Here is a 21,968-nt window from a genome sequence, read left to right on the forward strand (position 1 = left end):
TTTTGAGAAAACCCTAAACTTGGCTCAGCAATCGCAAAAAACTCTCGAATTCACGAGTGTTACTTGTGATGCTGATAATCTTGCGATCACCAGTCTTAGCTCACAAGCACCCACACGAATTGCTTGATTCAACTTGTTAAAGAGCAGTTGGTTAAGGCTTTCGTCTCAACCGAGGCCGCACATTCTACGCCAACCTCTTATTTCGTCAAGCGTTATTTTCAGAATTTTTCGTTCCTACTCAACCGCTTGCGCTTCAGCGAAGGAAACCTTCTCATCAGCGGGAGGCGCATTCTACAGCGATCAGAATCACTGTCAAGCACCTCGGCGATCTTCCTTTTGGCTCGCTGCCGGAGCAGCTGTCGAACCCAAAGGCGGCAAGTGAATCACCGGCCTGACCACCACTCTCAACTTCGAACCCGCTTAAGTGCTTGATTTTCAAGCTCTTTCAGCGCTTCGTCGCTGGGAGTGGTGCGCATTATAGGGAGTTAAAAACCCCCGTCAACGACTTTTTGAATCTTTTCTGAAAAAGCTGTCCGAACGATCAATTTGCAACCAGAGCGGCCTCGCCAGCCAGGCGCTCCTGGCGCAGCAGGAAGCAGCCAGTGAGGAAGCCGACCAGGCACAACGCGGCTACATAGTAGGCGGGGCCCATGGGGTCTTCCTTCATCAGCAGCGCCACGACCATCGGCGTGAGGCCGCCGAAGATGGCGTAGGACAGGTTGTAGGAGAAGGACAGGCCGCTGAAGCGCACCACCGGCGGGAAGGCCTTGACCATGACGTAGGGCACGGCGCCGACGATGCCGACGCACAGGCCGGCCAGCGCATATAAAGGGAAGAGCCAGTCCGGGTGGGTCTTCAGGCTGCTGTAGAAGAACCATGAGGTCGCGCCCAGCAGCAGGCTGCCAGCGATGAAGGTACGCCCGCCACCGATGCGGTCGACGATGCGCCCGGCGAGGATGCAGCCCGCGGTGAGGAAGATGATCGCCAGGCTGTTGGCCTTGAGCGCGGTGGCCGCCGGGACGCCGTAGACCGACTGCAGCACGGAGGGCGTCATGAGGATGACCACGACTATGGCCGCCGACAGCAGCCAGGTGAGCAGCATGGAGATGGCCACCGCCGGACGGTGCTCGCGCACCACCACGCCCAGGGGCACCTCGTCGGCCAGTTGCTTGCGCTGCTGCAGCTCGGCGAATACCGGGGTCTCGTGCAGCCAGCGGCGCAGGTAGACGGAGAACAGGCCGAAGATGCCGCCGAGCAGGAAGGGGATGCGCCAGGCGTAGGCCAGCACTTCGTCGGCGCTGTAGAAGCTGTTGATCGCCGTGGCCATCAGCGAGCCGATGAGGATGCCGGCGGTCAACCCCGCGGTCAGGGTGCCGCAGGCGAAGCCGACGTTGCGCGCCGGCACGTGTTCGGAAACGAACACCCAGGCCCCGGGCACCTCGCCGCCGATGGCCGCGCCCTGCACCACGCGCAGCAGCAACAGGGCCAGCGGCGCCCAGATGCCGATCTGCTCGTAGGTCGGCAGCACGCCCATGAGCAGCGTGGGCACCGACATCAGGAAGATACTCAGGGTGAACATCTTCTTGCGCCCGAGCAGGTCGCCGAAGTGCGCCATGACGATGCCGCCCAGCGGCCGCGCCAGGTAGCCGGCGGCGAACAGGCCGAAGGTCTGCAACTGGCGCAGCCACTCGGGCATGTCGGCGGGGAAGAACAGCTTGCCGACCACGGTGGCGAAGAACACGAAGATGATGAAGTCGTAGAACTCCAGGGCGCCGCCCAGGGCGGAAAGGGACAGGGTCTTGTAGTCGCTGCGGGTCAGCGGACGGGCAGCGGTGGTATTGGCAGGAGGCATCGCAAGGCTTCTCGGCAGGTTGGCGGCGCTGACAGGGAACGCCGAAGGCGAACCATGGCAAATGGGAGCGCGTCAGCGCAACATTGTCATCAGGCATTCTGCGGTCGCTGCCGCAGGCCGGCCTCTATATAATGCCGATGCGACATGCGCGGGGTCGGTCAGAAAGCTGTCCCAAGTTTCTGTAGGAAACCACTTTTACAGGACTCTTGGGAGAGCTTTTCCTTTCCTTGAATCGAGACCGTCGGGGCACGAGGCCCTTACCTATGATCGAGCTTGAACAAGAAGACCCCATTCCGCAGGGCGACCTGGCGCTGCAGATCACCGCGCTGCCGCGCGAGACCAATGGTTTCGGCGATATCTTCGGCGGCTGGCTGGTGTCGCAGATGGACCTCGCCGGCACCGCCATGGCCAGCCGCATCGCCGGCGGCCGCGTGGCCACGGTGGCGATCGACCGCATGGCCTTCCTGGTGCCGGTGGCGGTGGGCGCGCAGCTGTCCTTCTATACCCAGACGCTGGAGGTCGGGCGCAGCTCGATCCGCATGCTGGTGGAAGTGTGGAGCGACGATCCGCTGTCCAGCGAGTGGCGCAAGGTCACCGAGGCGGTGTTCGTGTTCGTGGCCATCGATGGCAGCGGGCGGACGCGGCCGGTGCCGCCGCGGCGGGGGTGAGGGACAGTCCTCTTTGGCTGGAAGCAGCTCGGAGTGGTGACGAGTCCTGCGCTCCCTGATATCGCTTTTCCCTCTCCCCAGCCCTCTCCCTGAAGGGAGAGGGGGCTAGTTCGTGCCGGCGTAAAGTCCGGATTCAGCCGGTTACTTCCTTATCGCTCCCACCCATATAAAGGAAAAGGCGCCAACTCGTGGCGCCCTTCCCTATTCCCGCATCGGCTTGCCCCGCACCGGCGCGCCGTTGGCCTTGTAGTAGTCCGCGGTGCTGCGCGGCAGCGGCTGGCGGCCACGGATGCGGTCGGCGATCTTCTCGGCGATCATGATGGTGGTGGCGTTGAGGTTGCCGGTGATGATCAGCGGCATGATCGACGCATCCACCACGCGCAGCCCTTGCATGCCGTGCACGCGGCCCTGGCCATCGACCACCGCCATGTCGTCCTCGCCCATCTTGCACGAGCAGGAGGGGTGGAAGGCGGTTTCCGCGTGCTCGCGGACGAAGGCGTCCAGTTCGGCGTCGCTCTTCTTGTCCAGCCCCGGGCTCAGTTCGCGGCCGCGGTAGGCGTCCAGCGCCGGCTGCGCCATGATCTCGCGGGTGATGCGGATGGCGTCGCGGAACTCCTGCCAGTCCTGCTCGCAGGACATGTAGTTGAAGAGGATGCTCGGGTGCTTGCGCGGGTCGCGCGAGGTCAGCTGGATGCGCCCGCGGCTGGGCGAGCGCATGGAGCCGACGTGGGCCTGGAAGCCGTGCTCCTTCACCGCGTTGCTGCCGTTGTAGTTGATCGCCACCGGCAGGAAGTGGTACTGGATGTTCGGCCATTCGAACTCCTCGCGGGTGCGGATGAAGCCGCCGGCCTCGAACTGGTTGCTGGCGCCCAGGCCGGTACCGAGGAACATCCACTGCGCGCCGATCTGCGGCTGGTTCCACCACTGCAATGCCGGGTACAGCGACACCGGCTCCTTGCAGGCGTACTGCAGGTACATCTCCAGGTGGTCCTGGAGGTTCTGGCCGACGCCCGGCAGATCGTGCACCACTTCGATGCCCAGGTCGCGCAGCACGGTCGCCGGGCCGACGCCGGAGCGTTGCAGCAGTTGCGGCGAGGCGATGGCGCCGGAGCACACCAGCACTTCGCGGCGCGCACGCGCCTCTTTCGGCGCATTGTCGTCCCCCAGCAGGTAGCTGACGCCGATGGCGCGCTTGCCGCTGAACAGGATGCGGTCGGTCAGGGCGTGGGTGACGATGGTCAGGTTGGCGCGCTCGCGGGCCTGGTCCAGGTAGCCGCGGGCGGTGCTGGCGCGGCGGCCCTCGGGGGTCACGGTGCGGTCCATCGGGCCAAAGCCTTCCTGCTGGTAGCCGTTGAGGTCTTCGGTCCGCGGGTAGCCGGCCTGCACGCCGGCCTCGACCATGGCGTGGAACAGCGGGTTGTTGCCGGCCTTGGGCGTGGTCACGCTGACCGGGCCGTCGCCGCCGTGGTAGTCGTTGGGGCCGATGTCGCGGGTTTCCGCCTTGCGGAAGTACGGCAGGCAGTCGAGGTAGGTCCAGTCTTCCAGGCCCTTCTCTTTCGCCCAGCCGTCGAAGTCCATGGCGTTGCCGCGGATGTAGCACATGCCGTTGATCAGCGAGGAGCCGCCCAGGCCCTTGCCGCGCCCGCACTCCATCCGGCGGTTGTTCATGTGCGGCTCGGGGTCGGTGAGGTACGCCCAGTTGTAGCGGCGGCCCTGCAGCGGGTAGGCCAGCGCGGCGGGCATCTGGGTGCGGAAGTCGGCGCGGTAGTCCGGGCCGCCGGCTTCGAGCAGCAGCACGCTGACGTCCACGTCCTCGGTCAGGCGGGTGGCGAGGACGTTACCGGCGGAACCGGCGCCGATGATGATGTAGTCGTATTCCTGGGTCATGCAGGCCTACCTCTTTTTCTGGGCACGACACCGCCCGCGACGCATGGCGCGCCGGTGTCTGAAGGTCGGAAGGCCGGTCGTCGTGGCGACCGGCCGCTCAGGGCTCGATCGCGGTGGTCAGAACACCGAGGCGTAGTCGCCCAGCTCTACCTGCACGGATTTGATCCGAGTGTAATGAGCCAGGGTGGTCAGGCCGTTCTCGCGACCGACGCCGGATTGCTTGTAGCCGCCCACCGGCATTTCCGCCGGCGACTCGCCCCAGGTGTTGATCCAGCAGATGCCCGCTTCCAGGCGGTGGATCACCCGGTGGGCGCGGGCCAGGTCCTGGGTGACGACGCCGGCGGCCAGACCGTATTCGGTGTCGTTGGCGCGGCGGATGACTTCTTCTTCGCTGTCGTAGACGAGGATGCTCATCACCGGGCCGAAGATTTCCTCGCGGACGATGGTCATGTCGTCACGGCAGTCGGTGAACACGGTGGGCGCGACGTAGGCGCCCTTGCCGAACTCGCCCTCGGTGACGCGCTCGCCGCCGCACAGCAGGCGGGCCTTCTGTTCCTTGCCTGCCTGGATGTAGCCGAGCACGCTCTCCATGTGCGGGAAGCTGACCAGGGGGCCGAAGTTGGTGTTCTCGTCCTGCGGGCTGCCCAGGCGGATGCGCTTGACGCGCTCCAGCACCTTCTCCTCGAAGCGCGCCTGCAGGCTGCGCGGGACGAACACGCGGGTGCCGTTGGTGCAGACCTGGCCGGAGCTGAAGAAGTTGGCCATGACGGCGATGTCGGCGGCGCGGTCGAGGTTGGCGTCGTCGAAGATGATCAGCGGCGACTTGCCGCCCAGTTCCATGGTGACTTCCTTGAGCGAGGAACTAGAGGCGCTGGCCATCACCTTCTTGCCGGTGGAGGTGCCGCCAGTGAAGGAGATCTTCTCGATCTGCGGATGCTCGGTCAGCCACTGGCCGACCTCGCGGCCGCTGCCGGTGAGCACGTTGAACACGCCGTCGGGCAGGCCGGCCTCGGTGTAGATTTCGGCCAGCTTGAGCACGCTCAGCGGAGTGACTTCGCTGGGCTTGAAGATCATCGCGTTGCCCGCGGCCAGGGCCGGGGCGGATTTCCACAGGGCGATCTGGATCGGGTAGTTCCAGGCGCCGATGCCGGCGACCACGCCCAGCGGCTCGCGGCGGGTGTAGACGAAGCTGCTCTCGCGCAGCGGGATCTGCTCGCCTTCGATGGCCGGGACCAGCCCGGCGTAGTACTCGAGCACGTCGGCGCCGGTGACGATGTCGACGTTGCGCGTCTCGGCCAGCGGCTTGCCGGTGTCCAGGGTTTCCAGCTCGGCCAGTTCGTCGTTGCGCTGGCGGAGGATGTCCACGGCGCGACGCAGGATGCGCGAGCGCTGCATGGCAGTCATCGCCGCCCACACCTTCTGACCTTCGACGGCACTGACGACGGCGCGCTCGACGTCTTCCTTCGAAGCCCGCTGCACCAGGGCGAGGACCTCCCCGTTGGCCGGATTGACGGTCTCGAAGGTGGCGCCACTGCTGGCCTCCACGTAGCGGCCGCCAATGTAGAGCTTCTGAACGTCGAATCGAGCCATGGGTCGGTTGTCCTCTCTTATGGTCCGTGCACGAAGGCCGCGCCCGCTATCCGGTGCGCTTGGCCAGTTGTTGGTCGAGATAGTCGTAGGCGATAGCCAGCGCCTGCTCGGTGTCGAAGGCATCGCCCGACAGCGCGCCGCGCAGCCACAGGCCGTCGATCAGCGCGGCCAGGCCGCGGGCGGCGCGGCGCGCCTGGTCCAGCGGCAGCTCGCGGCGGAACTGGCAGCACAGGTTGGAATACAGCCTGTGGTCGTTGATCCGCTGCAGCCGGCGCAGGGACGGCTGGTGCATGCTGCTGGCCCAGAACGCCAGCCAGGTCTTCATGGCCGGGCCGTTGACCTGGCTGTTGTCGAAGTTGCCGGCGACGATCGCCCGCAGGTGGGCGCGCGGATCGTCGGTTCGCAGGCTAGCGCGACGCTCGCGCACGGCCTTGCTCAAAGCCGACATCAGATGCCGCATCGTCGCCTCCAGGAGGCCGTTCTTGTCCTGGAAGTAGTGGCTGATGATGCCGTTGGAGACCCCCGCCAGGCGGGCGATCAGGGCGATGCTGGCGTCGCTCATGCCGACCTGGTCCACGGCCTCGAGGGTGGCGTGGATCAGTTGCGAACGGCGAATCGGCTGCATACCGACCTTGGGCATATTGATATCTCTCCTCACGCGGGACGTGGCTGTGCCGTCCGGCGTCATTGTGGGCCAGTCTATTTTGTTTTTATTGAACGTTCAATCAACCAAGAATAAGCTGCGCTCCGTGAACCCTCCCGAGCCCCTGCGTGCAAGCGGGCCCGAGCCGTTCATCACCGCGATGCGTTCCAGGGGGCAAGGATCGCAGAATCCTGCCCGGAAGTGTCGCGGCGGCAATGCTGTGTTCGGCCTGCACAAGGCCATGCGCGCCGACTACGAGCGCCTGCACGGCCGGCGCCCGGCTGATCCAAGGCTCCCCGGTGGCGTCCCGCACGATGCCACCCGCCTGCCCATGGCAGGCCCTTTCGCCCGGCCCTGCGCCGGGCTTTCTTTTAGCTCCGGCCCTATGGCGCAGGGCTGCTATGGTTTCTGGCGAACCCCGCTGGAGAAACTCATGAACGATCATCCCCTGTGGCAAGCCCTGGGCCGGCACTGGAAATGGATCGCCCTGCGCGGCGTGGCCGCGGTGCTGTTCGGCGTGCTGGCCATCGCCTGGCCGGGCATCGCCCTCACCGTGCTGGTCATCGTCTGGGGCGCCTATGCCTTCGTCGACGGAGTGTTCACCCTGATCGCCGCGGCCAGCATGCGCGAGTCGCAACGGCCGATCTGGCCGCTGTGGCTGGTCGGCGCGCTGGGCGTGCTGGCCGGCCTGGTGGCGTTCTTCTGGCCGGCGCTGACGGCGCTGGGCCTGCTGATGCTGATCGCCGGCTGGGCGCTGGCCACCGGCGTGCTGCAGATCATCGCCGCCTTCCGCCTGCGCAGGAGCCTGGCCAACGAATGGTGGCTGGGGCTGTCGGGCGCGCTGTCGGTGCTGTTCGGCGTGCTGATGATCGCCAACCCCGGCGCCGGCGCGGTGGCGGTGGTCTGGGTGATCGGCGCCTACGCGCTGTTCTTCGGCGTGCTGCTGATCCTGCTCGCGCTGCGCCTGCGCAAGACCTCGACCTTCGATGCCTGAAGCGCGCGACTGGTGCCTGTGGCGCCTGGACGACAACGGCAACCGCTTCGTCGTGCGCCGCGGCCTGAACCGCGAAGAGGCCGAGGCCCTGGCTCTTGAGTACCAGGGCCGCGGGCACAAGCAGACCTACTGGGCCGAGCGCGAGGAAAAGCCCCCGCATGGCACGACGTAGGATGGGTGGAGCGCAGCGATACCCATCGCCATGCCCGCATGGGTTTCGCCAAGGCTCAACCCATCCTACGAAAGCGGAAGGTGCCAGGCCTTGCGCAGGGCCTTCAGGGCTTCGGCGATGCGCGCCTCGGGCACGGCGGCGAAGCCCATCACCAGGCCGGCGCGCTCGTCTTCAGGCTCCGTCGATTCGGGCAGCCAGTAGTCGCTCAGCGCGTTGACCTCCACCCCGGCCTGCAACGCGCGCTCCACCAGCCAGCGCTCGCGCTCGCGGCTTTCCACCCGCACGCACAGGTGCAGCCCCGCCTCCACCGGCGGCATGGGCGCGCAGCCGGGCACCTCCGGCCAGCCGCGCAGCAGGGCGTCGCGCCGCGCCCGGGCGGCCCGGCGCATCCGTCGAACATGGCGCTGGAAGTGGCCTTCGGCGATGAAGTCGGCCATCACCCGCTGGGTGCCGACCTCCGAATGCCGCACATCGAGGGCGCGGCGCCGGGCGAAGGCCTCGGCCAGGGCCGGCGGCACCACCAGGTAGCCCAGGCGCAGCGCGGGGAAGGCGATCTTGCAGAAGGTGCCGACGTAGAGCACGCGCTGCTGGCGGTCGAGCGCCGCCAGCGGCATCAGCGGAGTGCCGGCGTAGCGGTATTCGCCGTCGTAGTCGTCCTCGACTATCCAGCCGCCGCTGCGCTCGGCCCATTCCAGCAGGGCCAGGCGCCGCGCCAGCGACAGGGTGACGCCGGTGGGGTACTGGTGCGAGGGGGTGAGGTAGACCAGCCGGCAGTCCGGCAGCTCGCGCAGCTGCTCGGTGCGCAGGCCCTCCCCGTCCACCGCCACCCCGTGCAGGTGCGCGCCGGCGGTGGCGAAGGCATGGCCGGCGGCGCGATAGCCGGGGTTCTCGATGGCCACGTGGTCGCCCTCGGCGAGCAGCACCTGGGCGCACAGGGCGATGGCCTGCTGCGCGCCGCTGGTGACTATTATCTGCCCCGCCTCGCAATGCAGGCCGCGCGCGCTGCGCAGATAGGCGGCGATCAGCTCGCGCAGGCGCCATTCGCCGGCAGCGTCGCCGTAGCCCAGGCAGTCCGCCGGCGGCTCGCGCCAGAAGCGCGCCTGCAACCGCGCCCAGGTCTCGAAGGGAAACAGGTCGAAGGCCGGCACGCCGACGCGGAAGGCCCGCGGCGCGCCTTGCGGCGGCCTGGGCAGGTGGTGCCGTTGCAGGCGCTCCAGCGCCGCCACCTCGGGCACCTTGCCGGGTTGCGGGGCGGGCGCGCTGCGCGGCTGCACACGTTCGGCGACGTAGGTGCCATCGCCGGTGCGGCCTTCGATGTAGCCCTCGGCGTAGAGCTGCTCGTAGGCGCGCACCACGGTATTGCGCGACACGCCCAGGGCTGCAGCCAGGTCGCGGCTGGCCGGCAGCCGCGAGCGCGCGGCGAGGCGGCCGTCGAGGATGCGTTCGCGCAGCGCCTGGAACAGCTGCTGGCCCAGCCCCCTGGCAGGGTCCAGGCGGATGCCGGACGGATCGAAAGGCAGCGGGGCGTTCATGGCGGGCTCCGGAAATGGCTCCTCGAATTGGACCATGAATGGCTCTTTAGCGGAACCAATTCCCGCTCTAGTCTGGAGCCAGACCCCAAGGACAAAGGCCATCCCATGACCGCACCGCTCGAAATCCGCCTCGTCAGCGCCGACGATCACGCCGCCTGGCTGCCGCTCTGGCAGGGCTACCAGCGCTTCTACAAGACCGTGATCGACGACGCCACCAGCGCCGTCACCTGGCAGCGCTTCCTCGACCCCGCCGAGCCCATGCACGCCGCCCTCGCCTGGCGCGACGGCGAGGCCATCGGCATGGTCCACTACATCTTCCACCGCTCCTGCTGGACCCAGGGCGACTACGTCTACCTGCAGGACCTCTACGTCCACGAAGGCCTGCGCGGCGGCGGCGTCGGCCGCGAGCTGATCGAGCACGTCTACGCCGCGGCCCGTGAGGCCGGTGCCTCGCGGGTGCACTGGCTGACCCACGAGACCAATACCGACGCCATGCACCTGTACGACCGGATCGCCGACCGCTCCGGCTTCGTGCAGTACCGCAAGATTCTCTGACCGGAGCGCGACCATGACCGACACCCAACCCGCCCTGCACTGGCAAGCGGTGCCCGCCCCGGCCCGGCAAACCCTGAACGGCCGCTACCTCGACCTGGAGCCGCTGGACGCCGCGCGCCACGGCGACGACCTGTGGGAAGCCCTGCAAGGTCCGGAATCCGACCCCGTGCTATGGGACTACCTGCCCTACGGCCCCTTCCCCGAGCGCGCCGCCTTCGATGCCTGGATCGCCGGCAACGCCGCCAGCGCCGACCCGCAGTTCTACGCCGTGCGCGAGCGCAGCAGCGGCCGCATCACCGGCCTGCTGAGTTTCCTGCGCATCACGCCCAAGGACGGCGTGATCGAGATCGGCCACATCGCCTTCGGCCGCGTCATGCAGCGCAGCCCGGCCTCCACCGAGGCGGTGTACCTGCTGGCCCGGCGCGCCTTCGAGCTGGGCTACCGGCGCCTGGAATGGAAGTGCAACGCGCTGAACGCGCGTTCCATGCGCGCCGCCGAGCGCCTGGGCTTCACCTACGAGGGCACCTTCCGCCAGCACATGGTGATCAAGGACCGCAACCGCGACAGCGCCTGGTTCTCCATCCTCGACAGCGAGTGGCCGACGCGCCAGGCGGCCTTCGAAGCCTGGCTCGACGCCGCCAACTTCGACGCCCAGGGGCGCCAGAAGCGCGGCCTGGAAAGCCTGCGCCAGGGCTGAAAAAAGCCTTTTCGGGGAACTGCCCGGCCGCCGGGGGATCGGTGATACTGAATCCTTTCCCCTTGCTGTGCCGGAGGCCCCCCATGAGCAGCCCATACATCACCCCCCGCGTCGAGCAGACCACCATCGACGAGCTGCCCTGCTGGCGCATCCACACCGAATTCGGCGAAGCGCTGATCGCCCAGCAGGGCGCCCAGTTGCTCAGCTACCAGCCCCACGAGCAGCCGCCGCTGGTGTGGCTCAGCGAGCAGGCCGGCTACAAGCGCGGCCAGTCCCTGCGCGGCGGCGTGCCGGTGTGCTGGCCGTGGTTCGGCGACCTGGCGCGCAACCCGGTGCAGGTGCGCACCGAATACGCAGGCGACCAGCCGCCGGCCCACGGCCTGGTGCGCGGCATCGACTGGCAACTGGACGACATCGCCGACGAACAGGGCGCGCTGTCCGTGCACTGGAAGCTCGACGCCCGGCAGGGCCTGCCGGGCTGGGCCCACTCCGCCGAACTGAGCCTGGTGATGCGCTTCGGCGAACGCCTGGGCCTGGAACTGACCACCCGCAACCTCGGCGACAAGCCGCTGGCCCTGAGCCAGGCGCTGCACACCTACTTCGCCGTCAGCGACGTTCGCCAGGTGAGCGTCGACGGCCTGCAGGGCTGCCGCTACATCGAGACGCTGGAGAACTGGGAAGAACGCCGCCAGGACGGCCTGGTGCGCATCCAGGGCGAGACCGACCGCATCTACCTGGACGTCGACCGGCCCCTGGTGATCCGCGATCCGCAGTGGCAGCGCGGCATCCACATCCAGGCCGGTCACTCGCGCTCGGCGGTGCTGTGGAATCCCTGGGTGGACAAGGCGCAGCGCCTGTCGCAGTTCGCCGACGATGCCTGGCAAAGGATGTTGTGCATCGAGACGGCAAGGGTGTGGGACGACGTGCTGAGCGTGGCGCCGGGGCGCAGCGAGACGATGAGCGTGGAGATCTGGAGCGAAGGGCTGGAGGGGTAGGCTGCGCTTTCTTTTCGTAGGAGCGAGCTTGCTCGCGAACCGTTTCCTGGTGGTTTCGGTGCTGGGCCTGAAGAGCGCCCTCTCCCTAACCCTCTCCCTGAAGGGAGAGGGGACCGTTGGGCAGACGCTGATGCTTTGGAGTCAGCCGGCTAGCACAGAGATTGCCGGCTGAAACCATTCCTTCTCTCGGCACGGACAAGCCCCCTCTCCCTTCAGGGCGGGGCGCGCAGCCGAGGGTTGGGGAGAGGGAACGGAGTCAACCCAACACACCAGCGCATCCGGGAAACACCGTTCGCGAGCAAGCTCGCTCCTACAGATCGCTATCCTGCACCGCCCGCACCTTGGCTTCGTCCATCGCATAGGCCGCATCCGCCATCTCGTTGCTGACCTTCTCCACCTTCAGCTTGCCGGTCACCCACAGCGGGCTGTAGATGTCGTCGATCTTCATGCCCTTGGGGTAGCGCACCAGCACGATCTGGTTCGGCGGCGGCGGCGGTACGTGGATGCAGGCGCCCGGGTAGGGCACCAGGAAGAACTCGGTGACGCGGCCCTTGGCGTCGTTCTCCAGGGGCACCGGATAGCCGCCGAGGCGGATCTGCTTGCCGTCCAGCGCGGCGACCGTCTTGGTCGAGAACATCACCTGCGGCAGCTTGCCCTTCTGCTTCAGGCCGCCCTGCTTCTGGGTGAAGGTTCCGGCGGCTTCCGGGCTGTTGTGGTCGATCTCGGGCATTTCCTCCAGCGCCTTGCGGTCGCTGGGCGGCATCAGTTGCAGCCAGTCGGTTTCCGGGATGTCGGCGGCATGGGCCAGGCTGGTGAACAGCACGAGGCTGCAGGCGAGCAGGGTACGGCGCATGAATGGGCTCTCGGGCGCCGGCAGCGGGCGCCCACGCAACGGGAAGACGGCGGATGACCTTCACCGCCCGCCCGGGCCGGGCGAGCGGGAATCGGCGCACATTCTTGGGGATCGCCGGGCAAATGACCAGCGCGAAGCGCTACCCGGCGTAGAGCCTCAGTTCTTCTTCACGAAGGCGTAGATGACCAGCAGGATCACCGCGCCGACCACCGCGCCGATGAACCCGGCGGCCTGCCCGGCCTGGTAGATGCCCAGGGCCTGGCCGCCATAGGTGGCCAGCAGCGAGCCGCCGATGCCCAGCAGAATGGTCATGATCCAGCCCATGCTGTCGTCCCCCGGCTTCAGGAAACGGGCGATGAGGCCGACGATCAGGCCGATGACGATGGTTCCGATTAAACCCATGGCTTTCCCTCCTGTGGATGGACGCGCCAACCGGCGCGCCCCTTGTCAGACAGTGTAGGAAAGCCTGGCGTTCCGTGCGGCCGCCCGCCATGAGAAGCGGGCGGCCAGGCGCGTCAGCCCTTGCCGATAAGGGCTTCGACTTCGCCGATGCGCGCTTTCAGGGTAGCCAGGTCCTTGCTGCGCAGGGTGGCGTGGCCGACCTTGCGCCCGGCCTTGAAGGCCTTGCCGTAGTGGTGCAGGTGGCAGTCGGCGATGGCCAGCACCTTTTCCACCGGCGGCACTTCGCCGATGAAGTTGAGCATGGCGCTCTCGCCCACCTTGGCGGTGGAGCCCAGCGGCAGGCCGGCCACGGCGCGCAGGTGGTTCTCGAACTGGCTGCACTCGGAGCCTTCGATGGTCCAGTGCCCGGAGTTGTGCACGCGCGGGGCGATCTCGTTGGCCTTCAGGCCGCCGTCCACCTCGAAGAACTCGAAGGCCAGCACGCCGACGTAGTCCAGCTTGTCCAGCACGCGGCCGACGTAGTCCTCGGCCAGAGCCTGCAGCGGGTGCTCGCTGCTGGCCACGGACAGGCGCAGGATGCCGTTCTCGTGGGTGTTGTGCACCAGCGGGTAGAAGCGCGTCTCGCCGTCGCGGGCGCGCACCGCCACCAGCGAGACTTCGCCGGTGAAGGGCACGAAGCCTTCGAGGATGCAGGGCACGCTGCCCAGCTCGGCGAAGGCGCCGGCCACGTCCTCGGGCTTGCGCAGGACCTTCTGGCCCTTGCCGTCGTAGCCCAGGGTGCGCGTCTTGAGCACCGCCGGCAGGCCGATGCCGGCCGCGGCGGCGTCGAGGTCGGCCTGGGACTGGATGTCGGCGAAGGCCGGGGTGGGAATGCCCAGGTCCTTGAACATCGACTTCTCGAACCAGCGGTCGCGGGCGATGCGCAGCGCGGAGGCCGAGGGGTAGACCGGGACGAACTGCGAGAGGAAGGCCACGGTCTCGGCCGGCACGCTCTCGAACTCGAAGGTCACCAGGTCCACTTCGTCGGCCAGTTGGCGCAGGTGGTCCTGGTCGCTGTAGTCCGCGCGGATGTGCTCGCCCAGGGCCTGGGCGCAGGCGTCCGGCGCCGGGTCGAGGAAGGCGAAATCCATGCCCAGCGGGGTGCCCGCCAGGGACAGCATGCGGCCCAGCTGGCCGCCACCGATGACACCGATCTTCATGGTTCTGCTCAGGCCTCGCGGGGGTCGGGGTTGTCCAGCACCGAGGTGGTCTGCTCGGTGCGGAAGCGCTTGAGCGCGTCGTGGTATTGCGGGTGCTTGCCGCCGAGGATGCTCGCCGCCAGCAGCGCGGCGTTGATGGCGCCGGCCTTGCCGATGGCCAGGGTGGCGACCGGCACGCCGCCGGGCATCTGCACGATGGACAGCAGCGAGTCGACGCCCGAGAGCATGGACGACTGCACCGGCACGCCGAGCACCGGCAGGTGCGTCTTGGCCGCGCACATGCCCGGCAGGTGGGCGGCGCCGCCGGCGCCGGCGATGATCACCTCGATGCCGCGGCCTTCGGCCTCTTCGGCGTACTGGAACAGCAGGTCCGGGGTGCGGTGGGCGGAAACCACCTTCACTTCATGGGGGATGCCCAGCTTGTCCAGCATGTCCGCGGTGTGACTAAGGGTGCTCCAGTCGGACTTGGAGCCCATGATCACGCCAACCAGTACGCTCATCGTCGTGCCTCTTGGTGGTGCGCGTGCCGCGCGTCAAAAACCAACAAGCCACGCATTCCGGTCCCGGGCGTGGCTTGTACATGGACGAACCGACGAGCGGGGCCGGTTCGGAGGCGGCGCAGTATACCGCAAGGCCGCGCCGTTCGTGGAGTCCGTGCGCGGGCCGTTGGGCGGGTGCTGCCAAGGGATGAGGCGCGCGGTCCTTGCTCCAGCTCAATATCGCCTAGGCTCAAGGGCTCAGACTGATGCAACCCGCGGCGCAGACCGGTTTTCGCCCGCCCCCCGTTCGTTTGCACAAGGAGAGCTTGCCATGTCCTCGACCCTGCCCCAGACCATGAAAGCGGCAGTGGTGCACGCCTTCGGCGCGCCGCTGCGCCTGGAAGAAGTGAAGGTGCCGTTGCCCGGCCCCGGCCAGATCCTGGTGAAGATCGAGGCCTCCGGCGTCTGCCACACCGACCTGCACGCCGCCGAGGGCGACTGGCCGGTGAAGCCGAGCCTGCCGTTCATTCCCGGCCACGAGGGCGTCGGCTACGTCGCCGCGGTGGGCGCCGGGGTGACCCGGGTGAAGGAAGGCGACCGCGTCGGCGTGCCCTGGCTGTACACCGCCTGCGGCTGCTGCGAGCACTGCCTGACCGGCTGGGAAACCCTCTGCACGCAGCAGCAGAACACCGGCTACTCGGTGAACGGCGGCTACGCCGAATACGTGCTGGCCGACCCGAACTTCGTCGGCCACCTGCCCAAGGGCATTGGCTTCACCGAAATCGCCCCGATCCTCTGCGCGGGCGTCACCGTGTACAAGGGCCTGAAGGAAACCAAGGCACGTCCCGGCCAGTGGGTGGCCATCTCCGGCATCGGCGGCCTGGGCCACGTCGCGGTGCAATACGCCAAGGCCATGGGCCTGCACGTGGCGGCGGTGGACGTGGACGACGCCAAGCTGGAGCTGGCGCGCAAGCTCGGCGCCAGCCTGACCATCAACGCGAAGAAGGAAAACCCGGTGGAAGTGGTCCAGCGCGACATCGGCGGCGCCCACGGCGTGCTGGTGACGGCGGTGTCCAACAGCGCCTTCGGCCAGGGCATCGGCATGGCCCGCCGCGGCGGCACCATCTCCCTGGTCGGCCTGCCGCCGGGCGACTTCCCCACGCCGATCTTCGACGTGGTGCTCAAGGGCCTGCACATCACCGGCTCCATCGTCGGCACCCGCGCGGACCTGCAGGAGGCGCTGGACTTCGCTGGCGAAGGGCTGGTGAAGGCGACGGTGAGCGCCGGGAAGCTGGACGACATCAATACCATCCTCGACAGGATGCGCGCCGGGCAAATCGAAGGGCGGATCGTCGTCGAGATGTAGGCCACACGCCTTGTAGGATGGCGTTGAGCGCAGCGATACCCATCATCGCCGGTCGATGGGTATCGCAAGCTCAACCCATCCTACGTCTTCAGGGCAAGCTCGCTCCTACACCAAGCCCCACCTCAGGCGGTCTCCCCGAGCCCCAGGCCGCCCTCCAGCTTGCGCCACAGCAAACGGATCTGCGCCTTGCGCACCAGGGCGCAGCGGTACAGGCGGATTTCCTGCGGCACCACCCAGTGCGGGCCGCCGCACACCGCCAGCTCGCCGCGGGCCAGCTCCGCCTCCATGCTCAGGCGCGGCACCCAGGCCACGCCCATGCCCTGCAGCGCCATGCTCTTCAGGCTGTCGGCCATGGCCGTCTCGTAGACCGTGGTGTAGCGCAGGTTGCGCTGGCGCAGCAGCAGGTTGACGCCGCGACCGAGGAAGGCGCCGGCGCTGTAGGCCAGCAGCGGCACGCTCTGGCCGCTGTCGAGGTCGTACAGCGGCAGGCCAGCGGAGTTCACCGCGCACACCGGGAGCATCTCGGTGCGGCCCAGGTGCAGCGAGGGGAACACTTCCGGGTCCATCTGCAGCGCCGCGTCCGGGTCGTAGAAGGCCAGCATCAGGTCGCAACCGCCCTCGCGCAGCAGGTGCACGGCCTCGCCGACGTTGGTCGCCACCAGGCGGCTGGCGATGTTCAGGCCCTCGGCGCGCAGCCGGGCGATCCACGCCGGGAAGAAGCCCAGGGCCAGGGAGTGCGCGGCGGCGAACTGCAGCACCTCGCCCTGCCCGCCTTCCAGGTGGTGCAGGTGGCGCACCACCTGGCCGAGCTGCTCGACCACCGCGCGCGCGGTGACCAGGAACAGCTGCCCGGCCTCGGTCAGCTCGATGGGCGTGCGCTGGCGGTTCACCAGGGTCAGCCCGAGGGCGTCCTCCAGGCTGCGGATGCGCCGGCTGAAGGCCGGCTGGGTGACGAAGCGCTTTTCCGCGGCCTGGGAGAAGCTGCGGGTGGTGGCCAGGGTGCTGAAGTCCTCAAGCCATTTGGTTTCCAGGTTCACGTCGTCTCCTCCCGGCGCGGCGGGATGGTCTTGATCGATCGGTCAGTGGATGAACGGGCGCGCGTAGCATGGCCATACGCTCGCCGTCATCAGGTCGTCACAGAATACATTATGCCGTTTGTGCATGAGACAGCTTCCAACAGCATTGGCCGACGATCGGCGAAATCCCTAGTCTAGTGGGCATCGCGGCGCTGGCCGTGTTCTCCTGAGAAAAATCTCATCATGTCCCCTGTTGCATCGTTCCGCATCGAGAAAGACCTCCTCGGCACCCTCGAAGTACCTTCTGACGCCTACTACGGCATCCAGACCCTGCGCGCTGTGAACAACTTCCGCCTTTCCGGTGTGCCGCTGTCGCACTACCCGAAGCTGGTCGTCGCCCTGGCGATGGTCAAGCAGGCCGCGGCCGATGCGAACCACAAGCTGGGCCACCTGCCCGGCGAGAAACACGCCGCCATCAGCGAAGCCTGCGCTCGCCTGATCCGCGGTGACTTCCACGACCAGTTCGTGGTGGACATGATCCAGGGTGGCGCCGGTACCTCCACCAACATGAACGCCAACGAGGTGATCGCCAACATCGCCCTGGAAGCGATGGGCCACGCCAAGGGCGAGTACAAGTACCTGCACCCGAACAACGACGTGAACATGGCGCAGTCGACCAACGACGCCTATCCGACCGCCATCCGCCTGGGCCTGCTGCTGGGCCACGACACCCTGCTGGCCAGCCTCGACAGCCTGATCCAGGCCTTCGCCGCCAAGGGCGAGGAGTTCGCCAACGTCCTGAAGATGGGCCGCACCCAGCTGCAGGACGCGGTGCCCATGACCCTCGGCCAGGAATTCCACGCCTTCGCCACCACCCTGGGCGAAGACCTCGACCGCCTGCGCCGCCTGGCCCCGGAACTGCTGACCGAAGTGAACCTCGGCGGCACCGCCATCGGCACCGGCATCAACGCCGACCCCGGCTACCAGCACCTGGCCGTGGAACGCCTGGCCGCCATCAGTGGCCAGCCGCTGAAGCCGGCCGCCGACCTGATCGAGGCCACCTCGGACATGGGCGCCTTCGTGCTGTTCTCCGGCATGCTCAAGCGCACCGCGGTCAAGCTGTCGAAAATCTGCAACGACCTGCGCCTGCTCTCCAGCGGCCCGCGCACCGGCATCAACGAGATCAACCTGCCGCCGCGCCAGCCGGGCAGCTCGATCATGCCGGGCAAGGTCAACCCGGTGATCCCGGAGGCGGTGAACATGTGCGCCTTCGAGATCATGGGCAACGACCTGGCGCTGACCATCGCCGCCGAGGGCGGCCAGCTGCAGCTGAACGTGATGGAGCCGCTGATCGCCTACAAGATCTTCGACTCGATCCGCCTGCTGCAACGCGCCATGGACATGCTGCGCGAGCACTGCATCACCGGCATCACCGCCAACGTCGAACGCTGCCACCAGTTGGTGGAGCACAGCATCGGCCTGGTCACCGCGCTGAACCCGTACATCGGCTACGAGAACGCCACCCGCATCGCCAAGGTGGCGCTGGAAACCGGCCGCGGCGTGCTGGAGCTGGTGCGCGAGGAGAAGCTGCTGGACGAGGCCACCCTGGCCGACATCCTGCGCCCGGAAAACATGATCGCCCCGCGCCTGATCCCGCTGCGCGCCTGATCCACCGCCCGGCGCGAGCCGGGCACGACTCACCGGTCGAGGGGCAGTACCCGCCTCTCACCCTTCAGGGATGGGCTATCCCCCGTCCCTTCTTTTATGCCCGGCGCGACGGGACTTCCCGCAGCGCCACGTCTCACCGGTCGAGAGGATATTCAGCCCTCTCTCCATTCATAGGGACGCCACGGATTGTGGTGTCCCTTTTTTTTCGGCTGGGGTTTGGGGGTGGCTGCTGCTTTTCGTAGGAGCGAGCTTGCTCGCGAACGGGGCTGGCCGGTGAGAAAGAGCCCCCTCTCCCTAACCCTCTCCCTGAAGGGAGAGGGGACTGTTCGGAGTGCTTGGATGCTTTGGAGTCAGCCGGCGGCTCCGTGGGTTTCAGAGTGAAACCATATCTTCTCTCGGCACGGACAAGCCCCCTCTCCCTTCAGGGAGAGGGCGGGGGAGAGGGGCTCTATTCCCGAGCACCAAGGCCCAGGGCAAAGATCAATCCTGCGCCTGCAAATGCGCACGAATACGCCGATTGAGCGCCGCAAGACGCTCCACCGCACGCTCGTCACCCTCTTCAGCTTCCCCACGCGGCGCCAACTGGCGGGCACACAGGTTCAGGGCGCTGAGCAGCAACAGCTCGTTGCTGGTGACATAGGGAAATTTCTGCTTGGCGGCGGCGATCTCCGCCTGCAACAGGGCGGCGGCCTCCTGCAGGGCACGCTCCTCGCCGGCCGGCGCCTTGACGCTGTAGTCGCGGCCGAGGATGCGCAGGACGCGCACGCCGTCGTCGCTCATGCGCTGGCGCGGCTGTCGCTGACGCGGCGGACCAGGGCCTGCAGGCGCACGGCAGTGGCGTTGTGCTTCTCTTCCTGCTCCATCAGCTGCAGTTGCAGGGCGTCGTTGTCTTCGCTGGCCTTGCCGAGGCTGTCGCGCAGTTGGGCGTTGTCGTCGGCCAGCTGCTTGTTCTGCTGCAGCAGCTCAGCCACCAGTTGTTCGAGCTGTTCGATAGTGCTGTCGAGCATGGGAGTCTCCGAGGCCGTGGTAAAGGTCGCGGAGGATAAAGAAAAGTCGCCTGTGCGGCCAGGGAAATACACGCTTTCCTGACGGAAAGTATGCTGTCAATTCAATAGCTTAGAAGCCAAATTTCGTGCCATTTCAGCAGCTTGATCGCACGACGAACCTCCGTAGGATGGGTTGAGCGAAGCGATACCCATCAGACCACGGCGATGGGTATCGCAAGCTCAACCCATCCTACGAAGAGCGCATCGACGCGGTCGGCAAGCTCAGCGGATCACGCCTTCCTCGCGCAGCAGCTTGAAGATGGCTTCGGCGCCGGCCTCCGGGGACAGGTCCTTGAGCACCTGGCCGGTGCCGCCGGAGGCCTTGGCGGTGGCGGCCTTCATGCGTTCGGCGCCGGTCTTGGCCTTGATCACCTTGAGCCGCTTGGGCCGCGGGCGCGCCGGTTGCAAGCTGCTGGCGGCGAGCAGGTCGTCCTCGACGACCTCCACCTCGTGGGCCTCGATGAAGCCGCGCCGGGCCGGGCCGAAGGCGCTCTGGCGCGCCACCGGGGCGGCGTTGTCGACGCTGGCGACGAAGGGCAGGCGCACCTTCAGCCGGCGCCGCTGGCCGCGCGGCAGGGCCTGCAGCACCTGGGCGCTGCCGCCCTCGACCTTTTCCACCTCGGCCAGGCCCACCACCAGCGGCCAGCCCAGGCGCTCGGCGAGCAGGAACGGCAGCATGCCGGAGCCTTCGCCGGTCTCGGCCTGGCTGCCGGTCAGCACCAGTTGCGCGCCGGCGCCGCCGAGGTAGTCGACCAGCGCCGGCAAGGCGTCGGCACCGGCTGGTTGTTCCAGCACCGCCAGCTCGTCCAGGCCCATGCCCAGGTAGCTGCGCAGCGCCTCTTCCTGCGGGTTGCCGGCGTGCAGCACCTGCAGGCGCTTGCCGGCCAGGCGCAGGCCCAGTTCGACGGCGCGGGCATCCTGCTCGGCGCGGCGGGCGCGGCCGGAGGCGGGGTGGGCGCCGATGGAGACCAGGGTGACGATGTTCAGGTCGGTCATTGTTCGTACCTATGGATAAGGACCAGCACCGTGCTGCGCTCTTGCTTGAAGCCTGCAGCTTGAAGCTTGCCGCTACTCTCAAGCCGCATCCCGCGCCCCTCCCTGGCGGTACTCCTCGGCCAGGCGGATCAGCGCCTGGAGAATCGCCGTGGAGTCGCCGATCACCGAAAGGTCGGCGCGTTTGATCATGTCGCAGCCGGGGTCCATGTTCACCGCCACCACCTTGTCGCAGGCGCCGATGCCTTGCAGGTGCTGGATGGCGCCGGAGATGCCCACCGCCAGGTAGACCCGCGCGGTGACCCAGGTGCCGGTGGCGCCGACCTGGCGGTTGCGCGGCATGTGGCCGTCGTCCACCGCCACCCGCGAGGCGCCTTCGGTGGCGCCCAGGGCCGCGGCGGCGCGGTGGAACAGGTCCCAGTCGCGCACGCCGTTGCCGCCGGAGAGGATGAACTCGGCCTCGGCCATGGGAATCTGCGCCGGGTCCACAGCCACCGGGCCGAGGTCCTCGATGCGCGGCAGGTTGCGCGCCACGCCGCCTTCCAGGGCGACCGGGCGGGCCTCGTGGCGCGTCTCGCTGACCGGCTCGGCGCACTCGGCGGCGGCCAGGATCAGGCGCGCCAGCGGCCGTTGCAGGTCCTGCTGGCCGGCGCCGGCGCGGCCAATGCAGCGCTCGCCCTCGGCCTGCCAGACACGGGTGGCCGGGCGTTCGCCGAGGCTGGCGGCCAGGCGCCGGCCCAGTTCGCCGCCACCGGTGCGGCTGTCGGGCAGCAGCCAGTGGCGCGGCACGAACTGGCCATCCACGGCGCGCAACGCCAGCACCCGTTGTTCCGGGGCGTAGCCTTCGTATTCGTCGCCCTCGACCTGCAGCAGGCGGTCGACGCCGGCGGTGTCGAAGGCGCTTTCCTTGTGTTCGCCGAAGACGATGGCCAGCACCGCGCCGCCCTCGCCGGCGAGCTTGCGGGCCAGGCCCAGCAGGTCGCGGTCGTGGCTGGAGAGGCGGCCGCCGACCATGTCCGGCACCACGGCGATGTAGAACGCCGGCTGCTCGATGACCTGCAGCGGCAGCTGCACCACTTCCAGCGCGCTGGAGCGCTTGCCGGCGGTGCCCTGCTGGCCGCCGGAGCGGTCGATGCGCCTGACGCCGTTGGGACCGATGAAGCCAACGGCGTGGGGGTTCCTGCGGATCAGGCCGTTGGGGCCCATCCAGCGCACCTCGCCGCCCTGGGCGGACTGCATGGCCGCGTGCAGCGGGTGCAGGCGGTTGCGGGCGATCCACTCGGCGCGTGGGTCGCGGCGGATGATGTCGCTCATGCTTGGACCTCCAGGGAGCCTGGGCTTTTCGTAGGAGCGAGCTTGCT

At 67.8% G+C, this 21,968-nt stretch carries 22 protein-coding genes; 8 read left to right on the forward strand and 14 right to left on the reverse strand.

Going from position 1 to position 21,968, the window contains the following annotated elements:
- Positions 1-541 precede the first annotated feature (541 nt).
- A complete protein-coding gene (locus RN02_RS19055) occupies positions 542-1,852 on the reverse strand; it encodes an MFS transporter (protein ID WP_043315946.1) in 1,311 nt (436 codons plus the stop codon).
- A 263-nt stretch (positions 1,853-2,115) separates the two neighbouring features.
- On the opposite strand from RN02_RS19055, the gene RN02_RS19060 reads away from it, so the two are divergent.
- Positions 2,116-2,520 (forward strand): acyl-CoA thioesterase, encoded by a 405-nt coding sequence (locus RN02_RS19060; RefSeq protein ID WP_009614218.1) that lies wholly within the window; start codon positions 2,116-2,118, stop codon positions 2,518-2,520.
- 201 nt (positions 2,521-2,721) lie between these two features.
- Here RN02_RS19060 and betA read toward each other — a convergent pair whose 3' ends face one another.
- From betA to betI, 3 genes are all read right to left on the reverse strand, one after another.
- On the reverse strand, positions 2,722-4,407 hold the full coding sequence (betA, locus tag RN02_RS19065; RefSeq protein WP_043315948.1) for a choline dehydrogenase: 1,686 nt from the start codon (positions 4,405-4,407) through the stop codon (positions 2,722-2,724).
- A gap of 117 nt (positions 4,408-4,524) precedes the next feature.
- Positions 4,525-5,997 carry a betaine-aldehyde dehydrogenase gene (betB, locus tag RN02_RS19070; protein WP_043315950.1) on the reverse strand — a complete coding sequence of 491 codons (1,473 nt, stop codon included), beginning with the start codon at positions 5,995-5,997 and terminating at the stop codon, positions 4,525-4,527.
- Between the two features lie 46 nt (positions 5,998-6,043).
- Positions 6,044-6,637, reverse strand: coding sequence for a transcriptional regulator BetI (gene betI, locus RN02_RS19075; protein ID WP_043270284.1), 594 nt, complete (start codon positions 6,635-6,637; stop codon positions 6,044-6,046).
- Positions 6,638-7,073: 436 nt separating this feature from the next.
- Between betI and RN02_RS19080 the strand changes: the two genes are divergently transcribed.
- Together RN02_RS19080 and RN02_RS19085 are read left to right on the forward strand one after the other, a co-directional pair.
- Positions 7,074-7,634, forward strand: coding sequence for an HdeD family acid-resistance protein (locus RN02_RS19080; protein WP_024128866.1), 561 nt, complete (start codon positions 7,074-7,076; stop codon positions 7,632-7,634).
- Complete coding sequence (locus tag RN02_RS19085; protein WP_043315952.1) at positions 7,627-7,806, forward strand: hypothetical protein; 180 nt, start codon at positions 7,627-7,629, stop codon at positions 7,804-7,806. Before RN02_RS19080 ends, RN02_RS19085 begins: the two co-directional genes overlap by 8 nt.
- A 65-nt stretch (positions 7,807-7,871) precedes the next feature.
- Here the strand turns inward: RN02_RS19085 and pdxR are convergent, their stop codons facing one another.
- Entirely contained in the window at positions 7,872-9,338 is a 1,467-nt protein-coding gene (gene pdxR / locus RN02_RS19090; RefSeq protein WP_043316055.1) for a MocR-like pyridoxine biosynthesis transcription factor PdxR, read from the reverse strand.
- Between the two features lie 105 nt (positions 9,339-9,443).
- Between pdxR and RN02_RS19095 the strand changes: the two genes are divergently transcribed.
- From RN02_RS19095 to RN02_RS19105, 3 genes are all read left to right on the forward strand, one after another.
- Positions 9,444-9,893, forward strand: a complete 450-nt coding sequence (locus RN02_RS19095) for a GNAT family N-acetyltransferase (protein WP_043315953.1) — start codon at positions 9,444-9,446, stop codon at positions 9,891-9,893.
- Between the two features lie 13 nt (positions 9,894-9,906).
- A complete protein-coding gene (locus RN02_RS19100) occupies positions 9,907-10,590 on the forward strand; it encodes a GNAT family N-acetyltransferase (protein WP_043315955.1) in 684 nt (227 codons plus the stop codon).
- Positions 10,591-10,673: 83 nt separating this feature from the next.
- Positions 10,674-11,585 (forward strand): D-hexose-6-phosphate mutarotase, encoded by a 912-nt coding sequence (locus RN02_RS19105; protein ID WP_043315957.1) that lies wholly within the window; start codon positions 10,674-10,676, stop codon positions 11,583-11,585.
- Positions 11,586-11,895: 310 nt separating this feature from the next.
- Here the strand turns inward: RN02_RS19105 and RN02_RS19110 are convergent, their stop codons facing one another.
- The 4 genes from RN02_RS19110 to purE all read right to left on the reverse strand — a co-directional run bounded on the left by RN02_RS19110 (position 11,896) and on the right by purE (position 14,539).
- The gene (locus tag RN02_RS19110) at positions 11,896-12,438 is read right to left on the reverse strand and encodes a DUF3299 domain-containing protein (protein WP_043315959.1); all 543 of its coding nucleotides are present in this window, start codon (positions 12,436-12,438) and stop codon (positions 11,896-11,898) included.
- Positions 12,439-12,594: 156 nt separating this feature from the next.
- The gene (locus RN02_RS19115; RefSeq protein ID WP_009614240.1) at positions 12,595-12,840 is read right to left on the reverse strand and encodes a GlsB/YeaQ/YmgE family stress response membrane protein; all 246 of its coding nucleotides are present in this window, start codon (positions 12,838-12,840) and stop codon (positions 12,595-12,597) included.
- Positions 12,841-12,953: 113 nt separating this feature from the next.
- Positions 12,954-14,039, reverse strand: coding sequence for a 5-(carboxyamino)imidazole ribonucleotide synthase (locus RN02_RS19120; RefSeq protein ID WP_009614242.1), 1,086 nt, complete (start codon positions 14,037-14,039; stop codon positions 12,954-12,956).
- 8 nt (positions 14,040-14,047) lie between these two features.
- Entirely contained in the window at positions 14,048-14,539 is a 492-nt protein-coding gene (purE, locus tag RN02_RS19125) for a 5-(carboxyamino)imidazole ribonucleotide mutase (protein ID WP_009614245.1), read from the reverse strand.
- Between the two features lie 310 nt (positions 14,540-14,849).
- Between purE and adhP the strand changes: the two genes are divergently transcribed.
- The gene (gene adhP / locus RN02_RS19130) at positions 14,850-15,884 is read left to right on the forward strand and encodes an alcohol dehydrogenase AdhP (protein WP_043315962.1); all 1,035 of its coding nucleotides are present in this window, start codon (positions 14,850-14,852) and stop codon (positions 15,882-15,884) included.
- Positions 15,885-16,006: 122 nt separating this feature from the next.
- Here the strand turns inward: adhP and RN02_RS19135 are convergent, their stop codons facing one another.
- Positions 16,007-16,921 carry a LysR substrate-binding domain-containing protein gene (locus RN02_RS19135; protein ID WP_009614249.1) on the reverse strand — a complete coding sequence of 305 codons (915 nt, stop codon included), beginning with the start codon at positions 16,919-16,921 and terminating at the stop codon, positions 16,007-16,009.
- A gap of 222 nt (positions 16,922-17,143) precedes the next feature.
- Between RN02_RS19135 and RN02_RS19140 the strand changes: the two genes are divergently transcribed.
- The gene (locus tag RN02_RS19140; RefSeq protein WP_009614250.1) at positions 17,144-18,568 is read left to right on the forward strand and encodes an aspartate ammonia-lyase; all 1,425 of its coding nucleotides are present in this window, start codon (positions 17,144-17,146) and stop codon (positions 18,566-18,568) included.
- 480 nt (positions 18,569-19,048) lie between these two features.
- Here RN02_RS19140 and RN02_RS19145 read toward each other — a convergent pair whose 3' ends face one another.
- From RN02_RS19145 to etfA, 4 genes are all read right to left on the reverse strand, one after another.
- Positions 19,049-19,348: a cell division protein ZapA gene (locus tag RN02_RS19145; protein WP_009614251.1), complete on the reverse strand. Its 300-nt coding sequence runs from the start codon at positions 19,346-19,348 to the stop codon at positions 19,049-19,051.
- Complete coding sequence (locus tag RN02_RS19150; RefSeq protein ID WP_009614252.1) at positions 19,345-19,575, reverse strand: hypothetical protein; 231 nt, start codon at positions 19,573-19,575, stop codon at positions 19,345-19,347. The genes RN02_RS19145 and RN02_RS19150 overlap by 4 nt, the downstream gene beginning before the upstream one ends.
- Before the next feature lie 261 nt (positions 19,576-19,836).
- Positions 19,837-20,610: an electron transfer flavoprotein subunit beta gene (gene etfB, locus RN02_RS19155; protein ID WP_043315964.1), complete on the reverse strand. Its 774-nt coding sequence runs from the start codon at positions 20,608-20,610 to the stop codon at positions 19,837-19,839.
- Positions 20,611-20,688: 78 nt separating this feature from the next.
- Positions 20,689-21,921 carry an electron transfer flavoprotein subunit alpha gene (gene etfA / locus RN02_RS19160; RefSeq protein ID WP_043315966.1) on the reverse strand — a complete coding sequence of 411 codons (1,233 nt, stop codon included), beginning with the start codon at positions 21,919-21,921 and terminating at the stop codon, positions 20,689-20,691.
- Positions 21,922-21,968: the final 47 nt, after the last annotated feature.

The organism is Pseudomonas sp. PI1, assembly GCF_000812405.1.
Taxonomy (GTDB): Bacteria; Pseudomonadota; Gammaproteobacteria; order Pseudomonadales; family Pseudomonadaceae; genus Pseudomonas; species Pseudomonas citronellolis.